The sequence below is a fragment of the Azospira sp. I13 genome (assembly GCF_003112695.1).
GTDB lineage: Bacteria > Pseudomonadota > Gammaproteobacteria > Burkholderiales > Rhodocyclaceae > Azospira.
The window spans coordinates 45560-60408 of sequence record NZ_BFBP01000011.1; the positions used below are offsets into that span (position 1 = coordinate 45560).

Here is a 14849-nt window from a genome sequence, read left to right on the forward strand (position 1 = left end):
TACAGAAACGATCCAAATTTGTAAATACTTTTTTAAACGCTAAGTAATTCAATGATTGCTTGCAGCTCCTGGCGCATGGCCAGGGGGGACGGAACAGCAGCGCCAGAGGCATCAACCGGGGCATTTGCCTCTTCCAGACGGTTCCGCGCACCGCTGATGGTAAACCCCTGGTTATACAGAAGCTCACGGATACGACGCACCAACAACACTTCGTGATGTTGGTAATACCGGCGATTGCCTCGCCGCTTGACCGGACGCAGCTGGGTAAATTCCTGTTCCCAGTAACGCAGGACATGGGGCTTGACGCCGCACAGCTCGCTCACTTCACCGATGGTGAAATAGCGTTTGGCGGGGATGGGCGGCAATTCAACCTTGCCGCTTTCCTTAGGACTGCTTTCCATCGTAGGACTGCTCCACCTCGGCCTTCAGCTTCTGGCTGGCATGGAAGGTAACGACACGGCGGGCGGTAATCGGAATTTCCTCGCCGGTCTTGGGGTTACGTCCGGGACGCTGCGGCTTGTCACGGAGCTGAAAGTTACCGAAGCCGGAGAGCTTGACACCCTCTCCCCGCTCCAGGGCATTACGGATTTCCTCGAAGAAGGCTTCCACCATATCTTTGGCTTCGCGCTTGTTCAATCCGACCTTTTCGAAAAGCAGGTCGGCAAGTTCTGCTTTGGTGAGCGTCATTATTATCCCTGATCAGACGCGGAGCTTGGCAGCGAAACGCTGCTCCAGGAGCGTCACCAACTGTTGCATGGCAACATCGACCTCCGCATCTTGCAAAGTTTTTTGAGTATCTTGCATAACTATGCGGAAAGCAAGGCTTTTCTTCCCGGAATCAATGCCCTTTCCGGTGTAAACATCGAACAACTGAATGTCCTGCACCAGGGCCGGACGCTCTGCCTGCAAGCCCTCAAGGAGGGACTGCAGCGCGATGTCCCGATCCACTACAACAGCCAGATCGCGCACGACCGCCGGGAAGCGGGACAATTCGGCATACTGGGGCAACCGGCTCGCCAGCAACGCATCCAGGTCCAATTCGAAAACAATGGGCGGATGGGGCAATTCGTACTTCTGCACCCATTCCGGGTGCAACTCACCGACCACGCCGATCACACGCCCGCCAAGCTTCAGAGAGGCGGACCGTCCAGGATGCAGTGCCGGATGGGTGGTTTTTTCGAAGATGGCCGTGAAGGGTTGCAGCAATGCTTCCAGGTCACCCTTGACGTCGAAGAAATCCACCTTGCGGGCGGCCACGCCCCACTGCTCGGGCAGGGCATCGCCAGCCGCCAAGCCTGCCAATTTCCAGGGCTGGCGGTAGCCTGCCACCGGGGTTGCCTGGACATCCTTGAAGAAAGCCCGACCGGTTTCAAACGCCCGAACTCGGTTCTGCTTGCGTTTCAGGTTATTCGCCAGGGTGGACACCAGACCGCCGATCAGGGTGGAACGCATGACGCCCATCTGGCTGGCAATAGGATTGGCCAGGCGGATGGGGTCGGCATTCCCACCAAAATCCTTCTCCCAGGCTTCTTCGACAAAAGCGAAGTTAACCACTTCCTGATAACCGGAATCCGCCAAGATCTGACGCAGACGCTGGATCTGCCGCTTGTCCTCGGGCATCGGCAGCATGGCCGCCTTGGCTACGGGAGCCGGGGCAGGGATTGCGTCGTAACCGTAAACCCGCACCACCTCCTCAATCAGGTCTTCCTCAATTTCGATATCGAAACGGAAGCTGGGCGGCGTTACCACGAAGTCATCGCCTTCCTGCACGAAAGGCAAACCCAGACGGGCCAGCAGGGAAGCAATGGCTTCAGCGCTGAAGGGTACGCCCAGCACCCGATTGACCCGGGCAGTGCGCAGGCGTACTGGCTGACGCTGGGGTAGAGCAGCAACAGTCTCGGTGACGGGACCAGCCTCGCCGCCGCAAATATCGAGGATCAGGCGGGTAGCACGCTCCAACGCCCGCACGGCACCGGCAAAATCCACACCCCGCTCAAAACGGTGGGAAGCATCGCTGGAGAAGCCGTAACGACGCGCCTTACCGGCAATGGCAAAGGGGGTGAAGAATGCGGATTCCAGGAACAGGTCGGCAGTTTCCAGGGTGACGCCGCTCTCTTCGCCGCCCATGATACCTGCCAGGGCGAGGGCCTTGGCGTCGTCAGCGATCACCAGCACGTCGGCATCGATATCGATGGTCTGTTCGTTGAGCAACAACAGCTTTTCCCCGGCCTTGGGCAGGCGGGCGTGGATGGCCCCCTGGAGCTTGGCGTCGTCGAAGGCATGGAGGGGCTGGCCCAGTTCCAGCATGACGTAGTTGGTGACATCCACCACGGCGGAGATGGAACGGATGCCGCTGCGCTCCAGGCGCTTCTGCATCCACTCAGGCGTGGGCGCCTTGGCATTGATGCCGCGCACCACCCGGCCGGCGTAACGAGGGCAAGCCTCCGGAGCGTCCAGCACCACTTCCCGGCGGGCATCGCAAGCAGGCGCCACGGGTTCCACTACCGGATAGACAGCGGCCACGCCGGTCAGGGCCGACACTTCGCGGGCCACACCGGTGAGGGAAAGGCAATCGGCCCGGTTGGGCGTGAGTTTGAGGGTGAACAGGGTATCGTCCAAGTCCAGGTAGCGGCGGATGCTTTCCCCAACGGGGGCATCCGCCGGCAGCACCAGGAGACCGGAAGCATCTTCGGCGATACCCAGTTCCCGGGCGGAACACAACATGCCGGAAGATTCGACGCCGCGCACCTTGGCCACCTTGATCTTGAAGTCGCCGGGCAGTACGGCGCCGGGCAGGGCACAGGGCACCTTGAGTCCAGCTGCCACATTGGGGGCGCCGCAGACGATCTGCACCGGGCCATTGCCAGCATCAACCTGGCAGACATTGAGGCGGTCGGCATCGGGGTGCTTCACCACTTCCAGGACATGGGCCACCACCACCTGGGTGAAGGCGGGCGCAACGGACTCCTGCTCTTCCACTTCCAGGCCCGCCATGGTCAGCAGATGGGCCAGAGCGTCGGCGGACAGATCAGGATTGACGAAGGTACGGAGCCAGGATTCGGAGAATTTCACGATCAATCCTTAGACAAATTGCTTCAGGAAGCGCAGGTCGCCGTCGAAGAACAGGCGCAGGTCATTGACCCCGTAGCGCAGCATGGTGAGACGGTCCGGACCGAAGCCGAAGGCAAAGCCGGTGTACTTTTCCGGATCGATGCCGGCATGGCGCAGCACATTGGGGTGCACCATGCCGCAGCCGGCGATCTCCAGCCAGCGCCCTTCCAGGGCGCCGCTCATGAAGGCCACGTCGATCTCGGCAGAAGGCTCGGTAAAGGGGAAAAAGGAAGGACGGAAGCGCACCTTCAGGTCGTCGCTCTCGAAGAAGCGGCGCAGAAAATCGGCGACTACGCCCTTGAGGTCGGCGAAGGAAACGTTCTCGCCGATCCACAGGCCTTCGACCTGGTGGAACATGGGGGAGTGGGTAGCATCGGAGTCGACGCGATAGACCCGACCCGGCGCAATGATGCGAATCTCGGGCATGGTGTCGAGGTGGCCGTACTTGGCCACGTGGGCCTGCATGTAGCGGGCCTGGATGGGGCTCGTGTGGGTGCGCAGCAGCACCCCCTCGGCAACGCCGCCCTGCTCGTCCTGCAGATAGAACGTATCGTGCATGGAGCGGGCCGGATGGTTTTCCGGCGTGTTGAGGGCGGTGAAGTTGTGGAAATCGGTTTCGATCTCGGGACCGTCGGCCACTTCAAAGCCGATGGAGCGGAACAGGGCCTCGATGCGCTCCAGGGTACGGGTGACGGGATGCAGGCCACCCCGGGTTTCACCCCGGCCGGGCAGGGTCACGTCCAGGGATTCCTCGGCCAGACGGGCCTCCAGGGCCGCGCGGCGGATGGCTTCACGGCGGGCGTTGAGGGCACCTTCAACCTGTTCCTTGGCCTGGTTGATGGTGGCACCGGCCGCCTTGCGCTCTTCCGGAGCCAGTTTGCCCAGCCCCTTCAGCAATTCGGTGATCTGACCACTCTTGCCCAGATAACGGGCCTTGATCTGTTCCAGGGCATCCGGGTCCTGGGTGGCAGCAAAAGCCGCAAGGGCTTCGCTGACGATCTGTTCGAGATTCTGCATGGGCTCGCGTCGTTCGAATTCTGTTATCGCCCCGGATTTAGGGTGCCCGGGCGAAAAAGACACCAGAGATGCCGATACTGCCGGCACCAAGAAAAAAAGGAGGCAGAAGCCTCCTTTTTTCCGCTTGCTTAACGCTTAGGCGCCGAGGCTCGCCTTGGCCTGGTTTGCCAGAGCGGCAAACGCAGCCTTGTCGAACACGGCCAGGTCGGCGAGAACCTTGCGGTCCACTTCAATCTGAGCCTTCTTCAGGCCATTCATGAAGGTGCTGTACTTCAGACCGACTTCGCGGGCAGCCGCGTTGATACGGGCGATCCACAGAGAACGGAACTGACGCTTGCGCTGACGACGGTCACGGTAGGCGTATTGACCAGCCTTCATCACTGCCTGCTTGGCAATGCGATAGACGTTCTTGCGACGGCCGCGGTAACCCTTGGCTTGGACCAGAATCTTTTTGTGACGGGCGCGAGCCGTTACACCACGCTTAACTCGGGGCATCTTCTATTCTCCTTGATTAGGCGTAGGGCATCATGGCGCGGATGGAGGCCTTGTCACTATCGTGAATGCCTTCAGTGCCACGCAGCTGGCGCTTGTTTTTGGTGGTCTTCTTGGTCAGGATGTGGCGCTTGAACGCTTGACCGCGCTTGATGCTGCCACCGGAGCGGATTTTGAACCGCTTGGCGGCACCGCTCTTGGTCTTCATCTTGGGCATTGACTGCTCCTTGGTTTTAACATGATCCCAGGTGGTTTCCGACGGAAACGCTTCACTACCCGGCACCACTTATTTGGCCGGCCGATTTCCCGGCCAGCAAATTCATTGCTTACTGCTTTTTCTTCAAAGGTGCCAGCATCATCACCATCTGGCGACCTTCCATCTTGGGCATCTGTTCGACCAGCGCCAATTCAGTCAGGTCAGCCTTGATACGCTCCAGCTGACGCATACCGATTTCCTGGTGGGCCATTTCACGGCCCCGAAAACGCAGGGTCACCTTGACCTTGTCTTCGTCTTCCAAGAAACGGATCATGTTCCGCAGCTTGATCTGGTAGTCGTTCTCGTCCGTGCCGGGGCGGAACTTAACTTCCTTGACCTGTACCTGCTTCTGTTTCAGCTTGGCCTCATGCTGCTTCTTGGCCTCGTGGTACTTGAACTTGCCGTAATCCATCACGCGGCAGACGGGCGGCTTGGCCAGGGGAGCAATCTCTACCAGATCCACACCAGCATCTTCAGCCATTTGCAGCGCAGCGCGGATACTCACGACTCCGACCTGCTCGCCCTCTTCTCCGATTAGCCGGACTTCCGGGACCGTGATTTCTTCGTTGACGCGATGCGCCTTTTGTTGTGCGGCGATGGTTCAATCTCCACGAAACAGACTGCGCCCCCGGCGCAGACAAAAACTAAGCCGTGCTCTTACGCGCGGCGACTTCCTCTTGAAGCCGCTCAATCAGGTTTGCCACGGGGATTTGCCCTAGGTCCTGACCACCGCGAGTACGCACGGCCACCATACCGGCCTCTTTTTCCTTATCGCCAACAACAAGCTGATAAGGCAGCCGGTTCAAGCTATGTTCGCGTATTTTATAGGTAATTTTCTCGTTACGCAAATCCGCCTCGGCCCGCAAACCAGCCTGACGTAAGGCTTGCACCACTTCCTTGGCAAAATCTGCCTGTTTTTCCGAGATATTCAGCACCACGGCCTGCACTGGAGCCAACCACAACGGCATGGCACCCGCATAATTCTCCACCAGAATGCCAATAAAGCGCTCCAGAGAGCCAAGAATTGCCCGGTGTAGCATGACCGGCACATGACGAGCATTATCCTCGCCGACAAACTCAGCACCGAGGCGGCCCGGCATAGAAAAATCCACCTGCATGGTGCCGCACTGCCAAGAACGGCCAATGGCATCCTTGATATGGAACTCGATCTTGGGGCCATAGAAAGCCCCTTCACCGGGCAGCTCATCCCATTCCAGGCCGGAAGCCTTAAGGCCGGCACGCAGGGCAGCTTCAGCCTTGTCCCAGATTTCGTCGGAACCAACCCGACCCTCCGGTCGCAAGGCGAGCTTGACGGCCACATGATCGAAACCGAAATCGGCATACACCTGCTTCACCAGGGCATTGAACGCCGTCACCTCAGCTTCAATCTGGTCTTCGGTACAGAAAATGTGACCATCATCCTGAACAAAGCCACGCACCCGCATCAAACCATGGAGAGCACCGGAGGCCTCGTTGCGGTGGCAGGACCCGAACTCGCCATAACGCAGCGGCAGATCACGATACGAGCGCAGGTCGGAATTGAAGACCTGCACATGACCTGGACAGTTCATGGGCTTGATGGCGTAGTCCCGCTTTTCGGACTCGGTGGTAAACATATTGTTCTTGTAATGTTCCCAGTGGCCAGATTTTTCCCACAGGGTACGATCAAGAATCTGGGGGCAACGGATTTCCTGGTAACCATTGTTGCGGTAAACCTGCCGCATGTACTGCTCGATTTCCTGCCAGATAGCCCAACCCTTGGGGTGCCAGAAAACCATTCCGGGCGCTTCATCCTGCATATGGAAGAGATCAAGGTGCTTGCCGATGCGGCGATGATCCCGCTTCTCAGCCTCTTCCAGCATGTGCAGATAAGCTTCCTGATCTTCCTTCTTGGCCCAAGCAGTACCGTAGATACGCTGCAGCATCTCGTTCTTGGAATCGCCACGCCAATAGGCACCGGCCACCTTCATCAACTTGAAGACTTTCAGCTTGCCGGTGGAGGGAACGTGAGGGCCGCGGCAAAGGTCGGTAAAGTCGCCTTCGCGATACAGGGAAACTTCCTGATCTGCAGGAATGGCCTGGATCAGCTCAGCCTTGTACTTTTCACCCTGACCCAGGAAAAACTGGATCGCATCATCGCGGGAACGGACTTCACGACTCACCGGGATATCCTGCTTGGCCAGCTCTGCCATCTTCTTTTCGATGGCCAGCAGATCTTCGGGAGTAAAGGGGCGCTTGTAGGCGAAGTCGTAGTAGAAGCCGTTGTCGATCACCGGGCCGATAGTCACCTGGGCCTCAGGGAACAGGGTCTTGACGGCATAGGCCAGCAAGTGAGCCGTGGAGTGGCGAATGATCTCCAGGCCATCGGCATCCTTGTCCGTGATGATTGCCAGCTGGGAATCCCGCTCCATACGGAAAGAGGTATCCACCAGCTTGCCATCCACCTTGCCGGCAAGAGCAGCGCGGGCCAGGCCAGCGCCGATGGAAGCAGCCACTTCGGCCACCGTCACCGGGGCATCGAAAGAACGGACGGAACCGTCGGGCAAGGTGATATTAGGCATGTTTTCTCCGACAGCAGAAAAATCAGGGCAAAAAAAAAGTGCGGACGGATCCGCACTTTTTTTCGACATAGGAACGAAGGCGAACCGCTTAGGCTTTCAGAACCAAGTAGTGCAAGTTCGGAAAATCACGGTACAGCTCCGTTCAAGGTGTTGGTAGGCGCGATTGGATTCGAACCAACGACCCCCACCATGTCAAGGTGGTGCTCTAACCAACTGAGCTACGCGCCTGCTGAAGAAGGCCGAATTATATACAAGCCAGAGATTCGCGCAAGGGGTTTTTCAGAAAAAATACTCGATTTCGCGAAAAAACTTATTTCCTGCCTGTAAGAACATCTTTTCAGGGTTGGGCATCTTCCGGCCAGGCGGCCAGAAATTCCTGCCAATGAGGCTTTTCCAGCTTGCCCAGTTCCGCCTTGACGAAGGCAACTTCCCGGGCATGCTCTTCCCTGGAGACCTCTCCGCGCATGAGACGGAAGCGTGTGGACACCAAATAGGTATTCACCACGTCCGTTTCACAGTAGTCGCGAATTTCATCCGCTTTGCCGACCTGCCAGGCCTGCCACACCTTGCCGCCATCCATACCCAGCTTGCCGGGAAACCCCATGAGCTTGGCCAGGTCATCCAGGGGAGCGCTGGCTCGGGGCTGGTACATGGCCAGCAAATCCATCAGATCAAGATGGCGAGTGTGGTAGCGGCTGATGTAATTGTTCCACTTGAAATCGCGGGAATCGGCATAGTCGCCATCACCCAGATCCCAGTAACGCGGCGCCATCACCCCGTGGATCATGCCTCGATAGTGCAACACCGGCAGGTCAAAGCCCCCCCCATTCCAGGAAACAATTTGCGGCGTGAACTTCTCGATGCCATCAAAAAATCGCTGGATGATCTCCCCTTCCCCAAGCTCGGGAGCCGCCAGGGACCAGACCTTAAAAGCATCCCGGGCTCGTAGGGCGCAGGAAATGGTCACCACCCGCTGCAGATGGAGCGGCAGGAAATCGCTGCCGTTCTGGGCCCGGCGCTGCTGGAAGGCCAGTTCCGCCACCTCATCGTCGGACAGGTCCGGCGGCAGGTCGTGCAGGCGCCGCAAGCCGGGGACATCCGGAATGGTCTCGATATCGAAGACAAGTACGGGAATCATGGCGTTCAGGCCGGGAACACGCCGGTGGACAGATAGCGATCGCCCCGATCGCAGACGATGCTGACAATGGTGGCGTTTTCCACTTCCCGGGCCAGACGCAGGGCCACCGCCAAGGCACCACCAGAGGAAATTCCGGCAAACAGACCCTCCTCCCGGGCGAGGCGACGGGTCATGTCCTCCGCTTCCGCCTGGGAAACGTATTCCAGCCGGTCCACCTGGCGCTTGTCGTAGATTTTCGGCAGATAGGCTTCAGGCCATTTGCGGATGCCGGGAATCTGGCTCCCCTCCTCCGGCTGGCAACCGATGATCTGGATCGCCGGATTCTGGGCCTTCAGGTATTGGGAGGTGCCGATGATGGTACCGGTGGTTCCCATGCTGGAAACGAAGTGGGTCACCTTACCCTCCGTATCCCGCCAGATTTCGGGGCCTGTCCCCTCAAAATGGGCCAGGGGATTATCAGGATTGGCAAACTGGTCAAGAATGATGCCCTTGCCTTCATCGCGCATTTTCTCGGCTACGTCCCGGGCCAGCTCCATGCCGCCATCCCGCGGCGTCAGAATCAGCTCAGCACCGTAGGCCCGCATGGTCTGGCGACGCTCCAGGCTTTGGTTCTCCGGCATCACCAGGATCATGCGATAGCCACCGATAGCCGCGGCCATGGCCAGGGCAATGCCCGTATTGCCGGAAGTCGCCTCAATCAGGGTATCCCCCGGCTTGATCTGCCCCCGGCGGGCAGCGTGGGAAATCATCGACAAGGCAGGACGATCCTTGACCGAGCCAGCCGGGTTGTTGCCTTCAAGCTTGGCCAGGATAACATTGCCGCGCTTGGCAATCGCCTCGCCCGGCAGGCGCTTGAGTTGCACCAGAGGGGTGTTGCCGATGAAATCGGCCAGGGTCTTGTACATGGTCAGCATCCGCTCAGGAATTGCACATAATCGCTCACCCCTTGGGCGACGGTCGACAACTCGTCGGTATAGCCGGCAGCCCGCAGGCGGGTTAGATCGGCCCGGGTGAAACTCTGGTATTTGCCTTTCAGCGCCTCAGGGAAGGCCACATATTCGACCAGCCCTTGCTGCACCATCTGCTCCAAAGACAAGGGGGCCTTACCTTCCAGGGCACGACAACTATTGACCGTAGCCACTGCCACGTCGTTGAAGCTCTGGGCCCGGCCGGTGCCCAGGTTGAAAATGCCGGATTTCTCCGGATGGTCGAGGAAGTACAGATTGACCTTGGCCACATCCTTCACATAGACGAAGTCGCGCTGCTGGGCACCGTTGGCATAGCCATCGCAGCCCTCGAAAAGCTTGACCTTGCCTTCAGCCCGATATTGGTTGAAGTGATGGAAGGCAACGGAGGCCATGCGTCCCTTGTGGCTTTCCCGGGGGCCATAGACATTGAAGTAGCGGAATCCCACCACCTGGGAGCCTGCATCCGGCAGGCGCTGACGCACAATTTGATCAAAGAGGAATTTGGAGTAGCCATAGACGTTCAGCGGCGCCTCGTACTGCCGCTCCTCCTTGAAGACGCTGCTGCCGCCGTAGGTGGCAGCGGAGGAAGCATATAGCAGCTGCACTTCCTGCTCCAGGCACCAGTCCAGCAGGGAGAGGGAGTAGCGGTAGTTGTTTTCCATCATGTAGCGGCCATCGGTCTCCATGGTGTCGGAGCAGGCGCCTTCGTGGAAGATGGCTTCCACATCGCCATCAAAGTGGCCGCAGAGCAGACGCTCAAGGAACTCGCCCTTGTCCAGGTAGTCGGCAATTTCACAATCCACCAGGTTCTTGAACTTGTCCGCCTTGGTCAGGTTGTCCACTGCAATGATGCGGGTGATACCCCGCTCGTTGAGGGCCTTGACCAGATTGGCACCGACAAAGCCGGCGGCGCCGGTAACGATGTAGTACATAGGGGTTCCTTAGTTGGTGGCCGCCGCCAGGGCGGCCGACAATTCTTCCCGGCTGACGGTGGCGGTACCGAGCTTGCCCACCACGATACTTCCCGCCAGATTGGCCAGGCGAATGGCATCGCTCCAGGACGCGCCACTGGCGATCATGGCTGCCAAGGTAGCAATCACCGTATCGCCGGCACCGGAGACGTCGAAGACTTCCAGAGCCTGGGCCGGCTGGTGGAAAGTCTCGGCGGCCTGATAGAGGCTCATTCCCTCTTCGCTCCGAGTCACCAGAAGGGCGTCAAGTTCCAGTTCTTGCCGCAACTGCCGGGCCTTGCGTTCCAGCTCGGCCTCATCCCGCCAGCTTCCCGCCACTTGGCGGAATTCGGAACGATTGGGCGTCAACACGGTGGCCCCGCGATAACGGGCGTAATCATCCCCTTTGGGGTCCACCAGCACCTTCTTGCCTGCTGCCCGGGCCATGTTGATCATCTGACCGATATGGGCCAGGCCACCCTTACCGTAATCCGAAAGAATCACTGCATCCACCCCTTCAAGCCGTTGCTCAAACTCCGCCAGCTTGGCCTGCAGGATTTCGTGGGAGGGGCTGGTCTCGAAATCGATGCGCAGTAGCTGCTGCTGGCGACCGATAACCCGGAGTTTGACGGTGGTGTCGATTGCCGGATCAGCAAGCAGGGATGCGGCAATGCCGCCATCAGCCATCTGGCGCCGGAGAATACGGCCTGCCTCGTCATCCCCCACTACGGACAGCAGGCCCACGGACGCCCCCAGGGCAGCGCAGTTGCGGGCCACGTTGGCGGCACCACCTGGGCGCTCTTCCGAACGCTCCACCTTGACCACCGGCACCGGGGCTTCTGGAGAAATGCGGGAGACATCGCCAAACCAGTAGCGGTCGAGCATCACATCGCCGACGACGAGCAGGCGGGCCTTGGAGAAATCAGGGAGTTGTTGCATAGGCAATCAGCATTCAATCGAAAAATTCGGCATCACGGAAAGACAGCCCCTGGGCATCCTTGGCCGACAGGGACGGCACCGCCCCCTCCAGGGGCCAGACCACATTCAGTTTCGGGTCGTTCCAGGCAATGCAGCGTTCATGCTCGGGAGCGTAGTAATCCGTCGTCTTGTAGAGAAATTCGGCAGTTTCCGAGAGGACGAGAAAACCATGGGCAAATCCTGCCGGCACCCAGAGCTGGCGCTGGTTTTCGGCAGACAGCACCTCACCGACCCAACGGCCGAAGGTGGGCGAGGAACGTCGAAGATCCACCGCCACATCGAACACGGCACCGCTCACCACCCGCACCAGCTTCCCCTGGGGTTGCCGTATCTGGTAATGCAGGCCCCGCAGAACTCCCTTGGCGGAACGGGAGTGGTTGTCCTGGACAAAATCAGCATTGACCCCGGTCAGCTCGGCAAAGGTACGCCGGTTGTAGCTTTCCATGAAAAACCCCCGGGAATCGCCAAAAACCCGGGGCTCGAGGAGCAGCACCTCCGGGATGGCTGTCCCCAGCACTTTCACAGCACCCGCTCCTTGAGCAGGCCCAGCAGGTACTGGCCATAGCCATTTTTTGCCAGGGCTGCCGCCTGGGCTGCCAAAGCGGCATCGTCGATCCACCCCTGGCGCCAGGAGACTTCCTCGGGGCAGGCCACCTTCAGCCCCTGGCGCTTTTCAATGGTTTCGATGAACTGGCTGGCTTCCAGCAGGGATTCATGGGTCCCGGTATCGAGCCAGGCATAGCCGCGCCCCATGATTTCCACGTTGAGCTTGCCGGCCTCGAGGTAATGGCGGTTCACGTCGGTAATTTCGAGTTCGCCCCGGGCGGAAGGCTTGATGCCCTTGGCCACCTGGACAATATCGGTGTCGTAGAAATAGAGCCCCGTCACCGCATAGTGGGACTTGGGCTGCAGCGGCTTTTCCTCGATGGAAAGGGCCCGCTGCTGGGCATCGAACTCCACTACGCCGTAGCGCTCCGGATCATGAACCCGATAGGCAAAGACCGAGGCGCCGCTATCCCGGGCGTTGGCCCGCTGTACCAGGGTCACCAGATCGTGACCGTGGAAGATGTTATCCCCCAGCACCAGGGCTGCCGGAGCACCATCGAGGAATGCCTCGCCGATGAGAAAGGCCTGGGCCAGGCCGTCCGGCGAGGGCTGCACGGCGTACTGTAGGTTGAGCCCCCACTGGGAGCCGTCCCCCAGCAGTTGCTCGAAGCGGGGGGTATCCTGGGGCGTGGAGATGATAAGGATGTCCCGCAGACCAGCCAGCATCAGGGTGGTCAGGGGGTAGTAGATCATCGGCTTGTCGTAGATCGGCAGCAGTTGCTTGGATACTGCCAGGGTAGCCGGGTAGAGCCGGGTGCCGGAGCCGCCGGCGAGAATGATGCCTTTACGGGGTTTAGTAGCCATTCTGGGCCTTCAGGGCAAGAAGCTGCATCATGCGGGAAAGATAGGGCTGCCAGTCGGGCATGGTCAGACCGAAACGGTCCTCCAGCTTGCTGCAATCCAGACGGGAATTGAGGGGGCGCGGCGCCGGCAACGGGTAACCGCTGCTGGGAATAGGGGCAATGGCCTCGGGCCCCAGTTTGAGGGCGAAACCGGGCGTCTTCCCGGCGGTGGCAACGATGGCCCGGGCGAAGCCGTTCCAGCTCACCGGATTGGCCGCCGCCAGGTGGTACAACTCGCAGCCCTGCTGGGCTCGGCCGCCCTGCAACTGGGCCAGGACCATCCCGGAGACGGTGGCAATCATGGCGGCGGGCGTCGGGCTGCCGATCTGGTCGGCTACCACGCTGAGGTTATCCCGCTCACTCGCCAGGCGCAGAATGGTCTTGACGAAGTTTCTGCCCCGGGCACCAAAGACCCAGCTGGTACGGAAAATCAGGCCTCGGCCGCCGACGGCCAGCATGGCTTCCTCCCCTCCCCGCTTGGTACGGCCATAAACACTCAACGGCGCTGTGAGGTCGGTCTCGGCATAAGGCTCGGCCTTGCTGCCATCAAATACATAGTCGGTGGAGTAATGGACCAGCAGGGCATCCAGGGCCTTGGCTTCCTCCGCCAGCAGCCCCACGGCATCGGTGTTGATGCACCGAGCCAGATCAGGCTCCGCTTCCGCCTGATCCACGGCGGTGTAGGCCGCCGCATTGACGATCACCTGCGGGCGCAACTCCCGAACCACGGCCCGGACCTGATCCAGGTCAGCCAGATCGCAGCCCTGGCGATTCAGCGCTACCACAGGCCCGAGGGGCGCCAGGTCACGCTGCAACTGCCAGCCCACCTGGCCATCACGACCCAGGAGAAGAATCGGTGCCGCCATCTCAGGCAACCCCATACTGACGATCCACCCACTCCCGATAAGCGCCGGAAGTCACGTTGGCCACCCACTGGGAATTGTCCAGATACCAGCGCACGGTCTTGCGAATGCCACTCTCGAAGGTTTCCGCCGGCTTCCAGCCCAGTTCCCGCTCCAGCTTGCCGGCATCAATGGCATAGCGGCGGTCATGGCCGGGCCGGTCAGCCACGAAAGTGATCTGGGCGGCGTAAGGCAACTCATCCCCCCGGGGCCGCAATTCATCGAGGATGGCGCACAGGGTATGCACCACCTCCAGGTTCGGCATTTCGTTCCAGCCACCCACATTGTAGGTTTCACCCACGCGCCCGGCCTCCAGGACGCGACGGATGGCGCTGCAGTGGTCCTGCACGTAGAGCCAGTCCCGGATCTGCTGGCCATCGCCGTAAATCGGCAGGGGCTTGCCAGCCAGGGCATTGTGAATGACCAGGGGAATGAGCTTTTCCGGGAAGTGGTAAGGCCCATAGTTGTTGGAACAATTGGTGGTCAACACCGGCAAACCATAGGTGTGATGATAGGCTCGCACCAGATGGTCGGAGGCCGCCTTGCTGGCGGAATAGGGGCTGTTCGGCTCGTAACGGTGCTGCTCGGTGAAGGCGGGATCCGCCTTGTCCAGGGAACCATAAACCTCATCGGTGGACACGTGCAGGAAACGGAAGGCTGCTTTGGCATCACCTTCCAGCGCCCCCCAATAGGCCCGCACGGCCTCGAGCAGGCGGAAGGTGCCGACAATATTGGTCTGGATGAAGTCCTCCGGCCCGTGGATGGAACGATCCACATGACTCTCGGCGGCGAAATTCACCACTGCCCGTACCTGATTTTCCCGCAACAAGCGCAGGACCAGATCGTAGTCGGCAATATCGCCCCGCACAAAACGGTGCCGGGAATCGCCTTCAAGTCCCTTCAGATTTTCCAGATTGCCTGCGTAGGTCAGCTTATCCAGGTTGATGACCGGTTCGCTCCCCGTCGCCAACCAGTCGATAACGAAATTGCTGCCGATGAAGCCGGCGCCGCCAGTGACCAGAATCATG

16 protein-coding genes and 1 tRNA gene are annotated in these 14849 nt (G+C 59.8%); all 17 read right to left on the minus strand.

Annotated features, from left to right (window positions below):
* Positions 1-32: 32 nt before the first annotated feature.
* The 17 genes from AZSI13_RS10260 to rfbB all read right to left on the minus strand — a co-directional run bounded on the left by AZSI13_RS10260 (position 33) and on the right by rfbB (position 14848).
* A complete protein-coding gene (locus AZSI13_RS10260) occupies positions 33-401 on the minus strand; it encodes a MerR family transcriptional regulator (protein ID WP_109041076.1) in 369 nt (122 codons plus the stop codon).
* A complete protein-coding gene (locus tag AZSI13_RS10265; protein WP_201262371.1) occupies positions 385-693 on the minus strand; it encodes an integration host factor subunit alpha in 309 nt (102 codons plus the stop codon). The genes AZSI13_RS10260 and AZSI13_RS10265 overlap by 17 nt, the downstream gene beginning before the upstream one ends.
* A 6-nt stretch (positions 694-699) precedes the next feature.
* Positions 700-3072: a phenylalanine--tRNA ligase subunit beta gene (pheT, locus tag AZSI13_RS10270; RefSeq protein ID WP_109041077.1), complete on the minus strand. Its 2373-nt coding sequence runs from the start codon at positions 3070-3072 to the stop codon at positions 700-702.
* A gap of 9 nt (positions 3073-3081) precedes the next feature.
* The gene (gene pheS / locus AZSI13_RS10275; RefSeq protein ID WP_109041078.1) at positions 3082-4128 is read right to left on the minus strand and encodes a phenylalanine--tRNA ligase subunit alpha; all 1047 of its coding nucleotides are present in this window, start codon (positions 4126-4128) and stop codon (positions 3082-3084) included.
* Positions 4129-4263: 135 nt separating this feature from the next.
* Positions 4264-4623, minus strand: coding sequence for a 50S ribosomal protein L20 (gene rplT, locus AZSI13_RS10280; protein WP_109041079.1), 360 nt, complete (start codon positions 4621-4623; stop codon positions 4264-4266).
* A gap of 16 nt (positions 4624-4639) precedes the next feature.
* Positions 4640-4837 carry a 50S ribosomal protein L35 gene (gene rpmI, locus AZSI13_RS10285; RefSeq protein WP_109041080.1) on the minus strand — a complete coding sequence of 66 codons (198 nt, stop codon included), beginning with the start codon at positions 4835-4837 and terminating at the stop codon, positions 4640-4642.
* Positions 4838-4946: 109 nt separating this feature from the next.
* Positions 4947-5474: a translation initiation factor IF-3 gene (gene infC / locus AZSI13_RS10290; protein WP_109041081.1), complete on the minus strand. Its 528-nt coding sequence runs from the start codon at positions 5472-5474 to the stop codon at positions 4947-4949.
* A gap of 46 nt (positions 5475-5520) precedes the next feature.
* Entirely contained in the window at positions 5521-7437 is a 1917-nt protein-coding gene (gene thrS, locus AZSI13_RS10295; protein WP_109041082.1) for a threonine--tRNA ligase, read from the minus strand.
* A 151-nt stretch (positions 7438-7588) separates the two neighbouring features.
* Positions 7589-7665 (minus strand) — tRNA-Val (locus tag AZSI13_RS10300).
* A 109-nt stretch (positions 7666-7774) separates the two neighbouring features.
* A complete protein-coding gene (locus AZSI13_RS10305) occupies positions 7775-8575 on the minus strand; it encodes a 3'-5' exonuclease (RefSeq protein WP_109041083.1) in 801 nt (266 codons plus the stop codon).
* Positions 8576-8580: 5 nt separating this feature from the next.
* A complete protein-coding gene (cysM, locus tag AZSI13_RS10310) occupies positions 8581-9489 on the minus strand; it encodes a cysteine synthase CysM (RefSeq protein ID WP_369406661.1) in 909 nt (302 codons plus the stop codon).
* Positions 9483-10475, minus strand: coding sequence for an ADP-glyceromanno-heptose 6-epimerase (rfaD, locus tag AZSI13_RS10315; RefSeq protein ID WP_109041085.1), 993 nt, complete (start codon positions 10473-10475; stop codon positions 9483-9485). Before rfaD ends, cysM begins: the two co-directional genes overlap by 7 nt.
* 9 nt (positions 10476-10484) lie before the next feature.
* On the minus strand, positions 10485-11432 hold the full coding sequence (gene rfaE1 / locus AZSI13_RS10320) for a D-glycero-beta-D-manno-heptose-7-phosphate kinase (RefSeq protein WP_109041086.1): 948 nt from the start codon (positions 11430-11432) through the stop codon (positions 10485-10487).
* Between the two features lie 13 nt (positions 11433-11445).
* Positions 11446-11994: a dTDP-4-dehydrorhamnose 3,5-epimerase gene (rfbC, locus tag AZSI13_RS10325; RefSeq protein WP_109041087.1), complete on the minus strand. Its 549-nt coding sequence runs from the start codon at positions 11992-11994 to the stop codon at positions 11446-11448.
* A complete protein-coding gene (rfbA, locus tag AZSI13_RS10330) occupies positions 11991-12881 on the minus strand; it encodes a glucose-1-phosphate thymidylyltransferase RfbA (RefSeq protein ID WP_109041088.1) in 891 nt (296 codons plus the stop codon). The genes rfbC and rfbA overlap by 4 nt, the downstream gene beginning before the upstream one ends.
* On the minus strand, positions 12871-13800 hold the full coding sequence (gene rfbD / locus AZSI13_RS10335; protein WP_109041089.1) for a dTDP-4-dehydrorhamnose reductase: 930 nt from the start codon (positions 13798-13800) through the stop codon (positions 12871-12873). The genes rfbA and rfbD overlap by 11 nt, the downstream gene beginning before the upstream one ends.
* Entirely contained in the window at positions 13787-14848 is a 1062-nt protein-coding gene (gene rfbB, locus AZSI13_RS10340) for a dTDP-glucose 4,6-dehydratase (RefSeq protein WP_109041090.1), read from the minus strand. The genes rfbD and rfbB overlap by 14 nt, the downstream gene beginning before the upstream one ends.
* Position 14849 lies beyond the last annotated feature (1 nt).

Excerpts from the sequence above, each read along its gene's own strand:
- AZSI13_RS10260 (WP_109041076.1), bottom strand. The coding sequence starts at position 401 with ATGGAAAGCAGTCCTAAGGAAAGCGGCAAGGTTGAATTGCCGCCCATC.
- pheS (WP_109041078.1), bottom strand. The coding sequence starts at position 4,128 with ATGCAGAATCTCGAACAGATCGTCAGCGAAGCCCTTGCGGCTTTTGCT.
- rplT (WP_109041079.1), bottom strand. The coding sequence starts at position 4,623 with ATGCCCCGAGTTAAGCGTGGTGTAACGGCTCGCGCCCGTCACAAAAAG.
- rpmI (WP_109041080.1), bottom strand. The coding sequence starts at position 4,837 with ATGCCCAAGATGAAGACCAAGAGCGGTGCCGCCAAGCGGTTCAAAATC.
- thrS (WP_109041082.1), bottom strand. The coding sequence starts at position 7,437 with ATGCCTAATATCACCTTGCCCGACGGTTCCGTCCGTTCTTTCGATGCC.
- AZSI13_RS10305 (WP_109041083.1), bottom strand. The coding sequence starts at position 8,575 with ATGATTCCCGTACTTGTCTTCGATATCGAGACCATTCCGGATGTCCCC.
- cysM (WP_369406661.1), bottom strand. The coding sequence starts at position 9,489 with ATGCTGACCATGTACAAGACCCTGGCCGATTTCATCGGCAACACCCCT.
- rfaD (WP_109041085.1), bottom strand. The coding sequence starts at position 10,475 with ATGTACTACATCGTTACCGGCGCCGCCGGCTTTGTCGGTGCCAATCTG.
- rfaE1 (WP_109041086.1), bottom strand. The coding sequence starts at position 11,432 with ATGCAACAACTCCCTGATTTCTCCAAGGCCCGCCTGCTCGTCGTCGGC.
- rfbA (WP_109041088.1), bottom strand. The coding sequence starts at position 12,881 with ATGGCTACTAAACCCCGTAAAGGCATCATTCTCGCCGGCGGCTCCGGC.
- rfbD (WP_109041089.1), bottom strand. The coding sequence starts at position 13,800 with ATGGGGTTGCCTGAGATGGCGGCACCGATTCTTCTCCTGGGTCGTGAT.
- rfbB (WP_109041090.1), bottom strand. The coding sequence starts at position 14,848 with ATGATTCTGGTCACTGGCGGCGCCGGCTTCATCGGCAGCAATTTCGTT.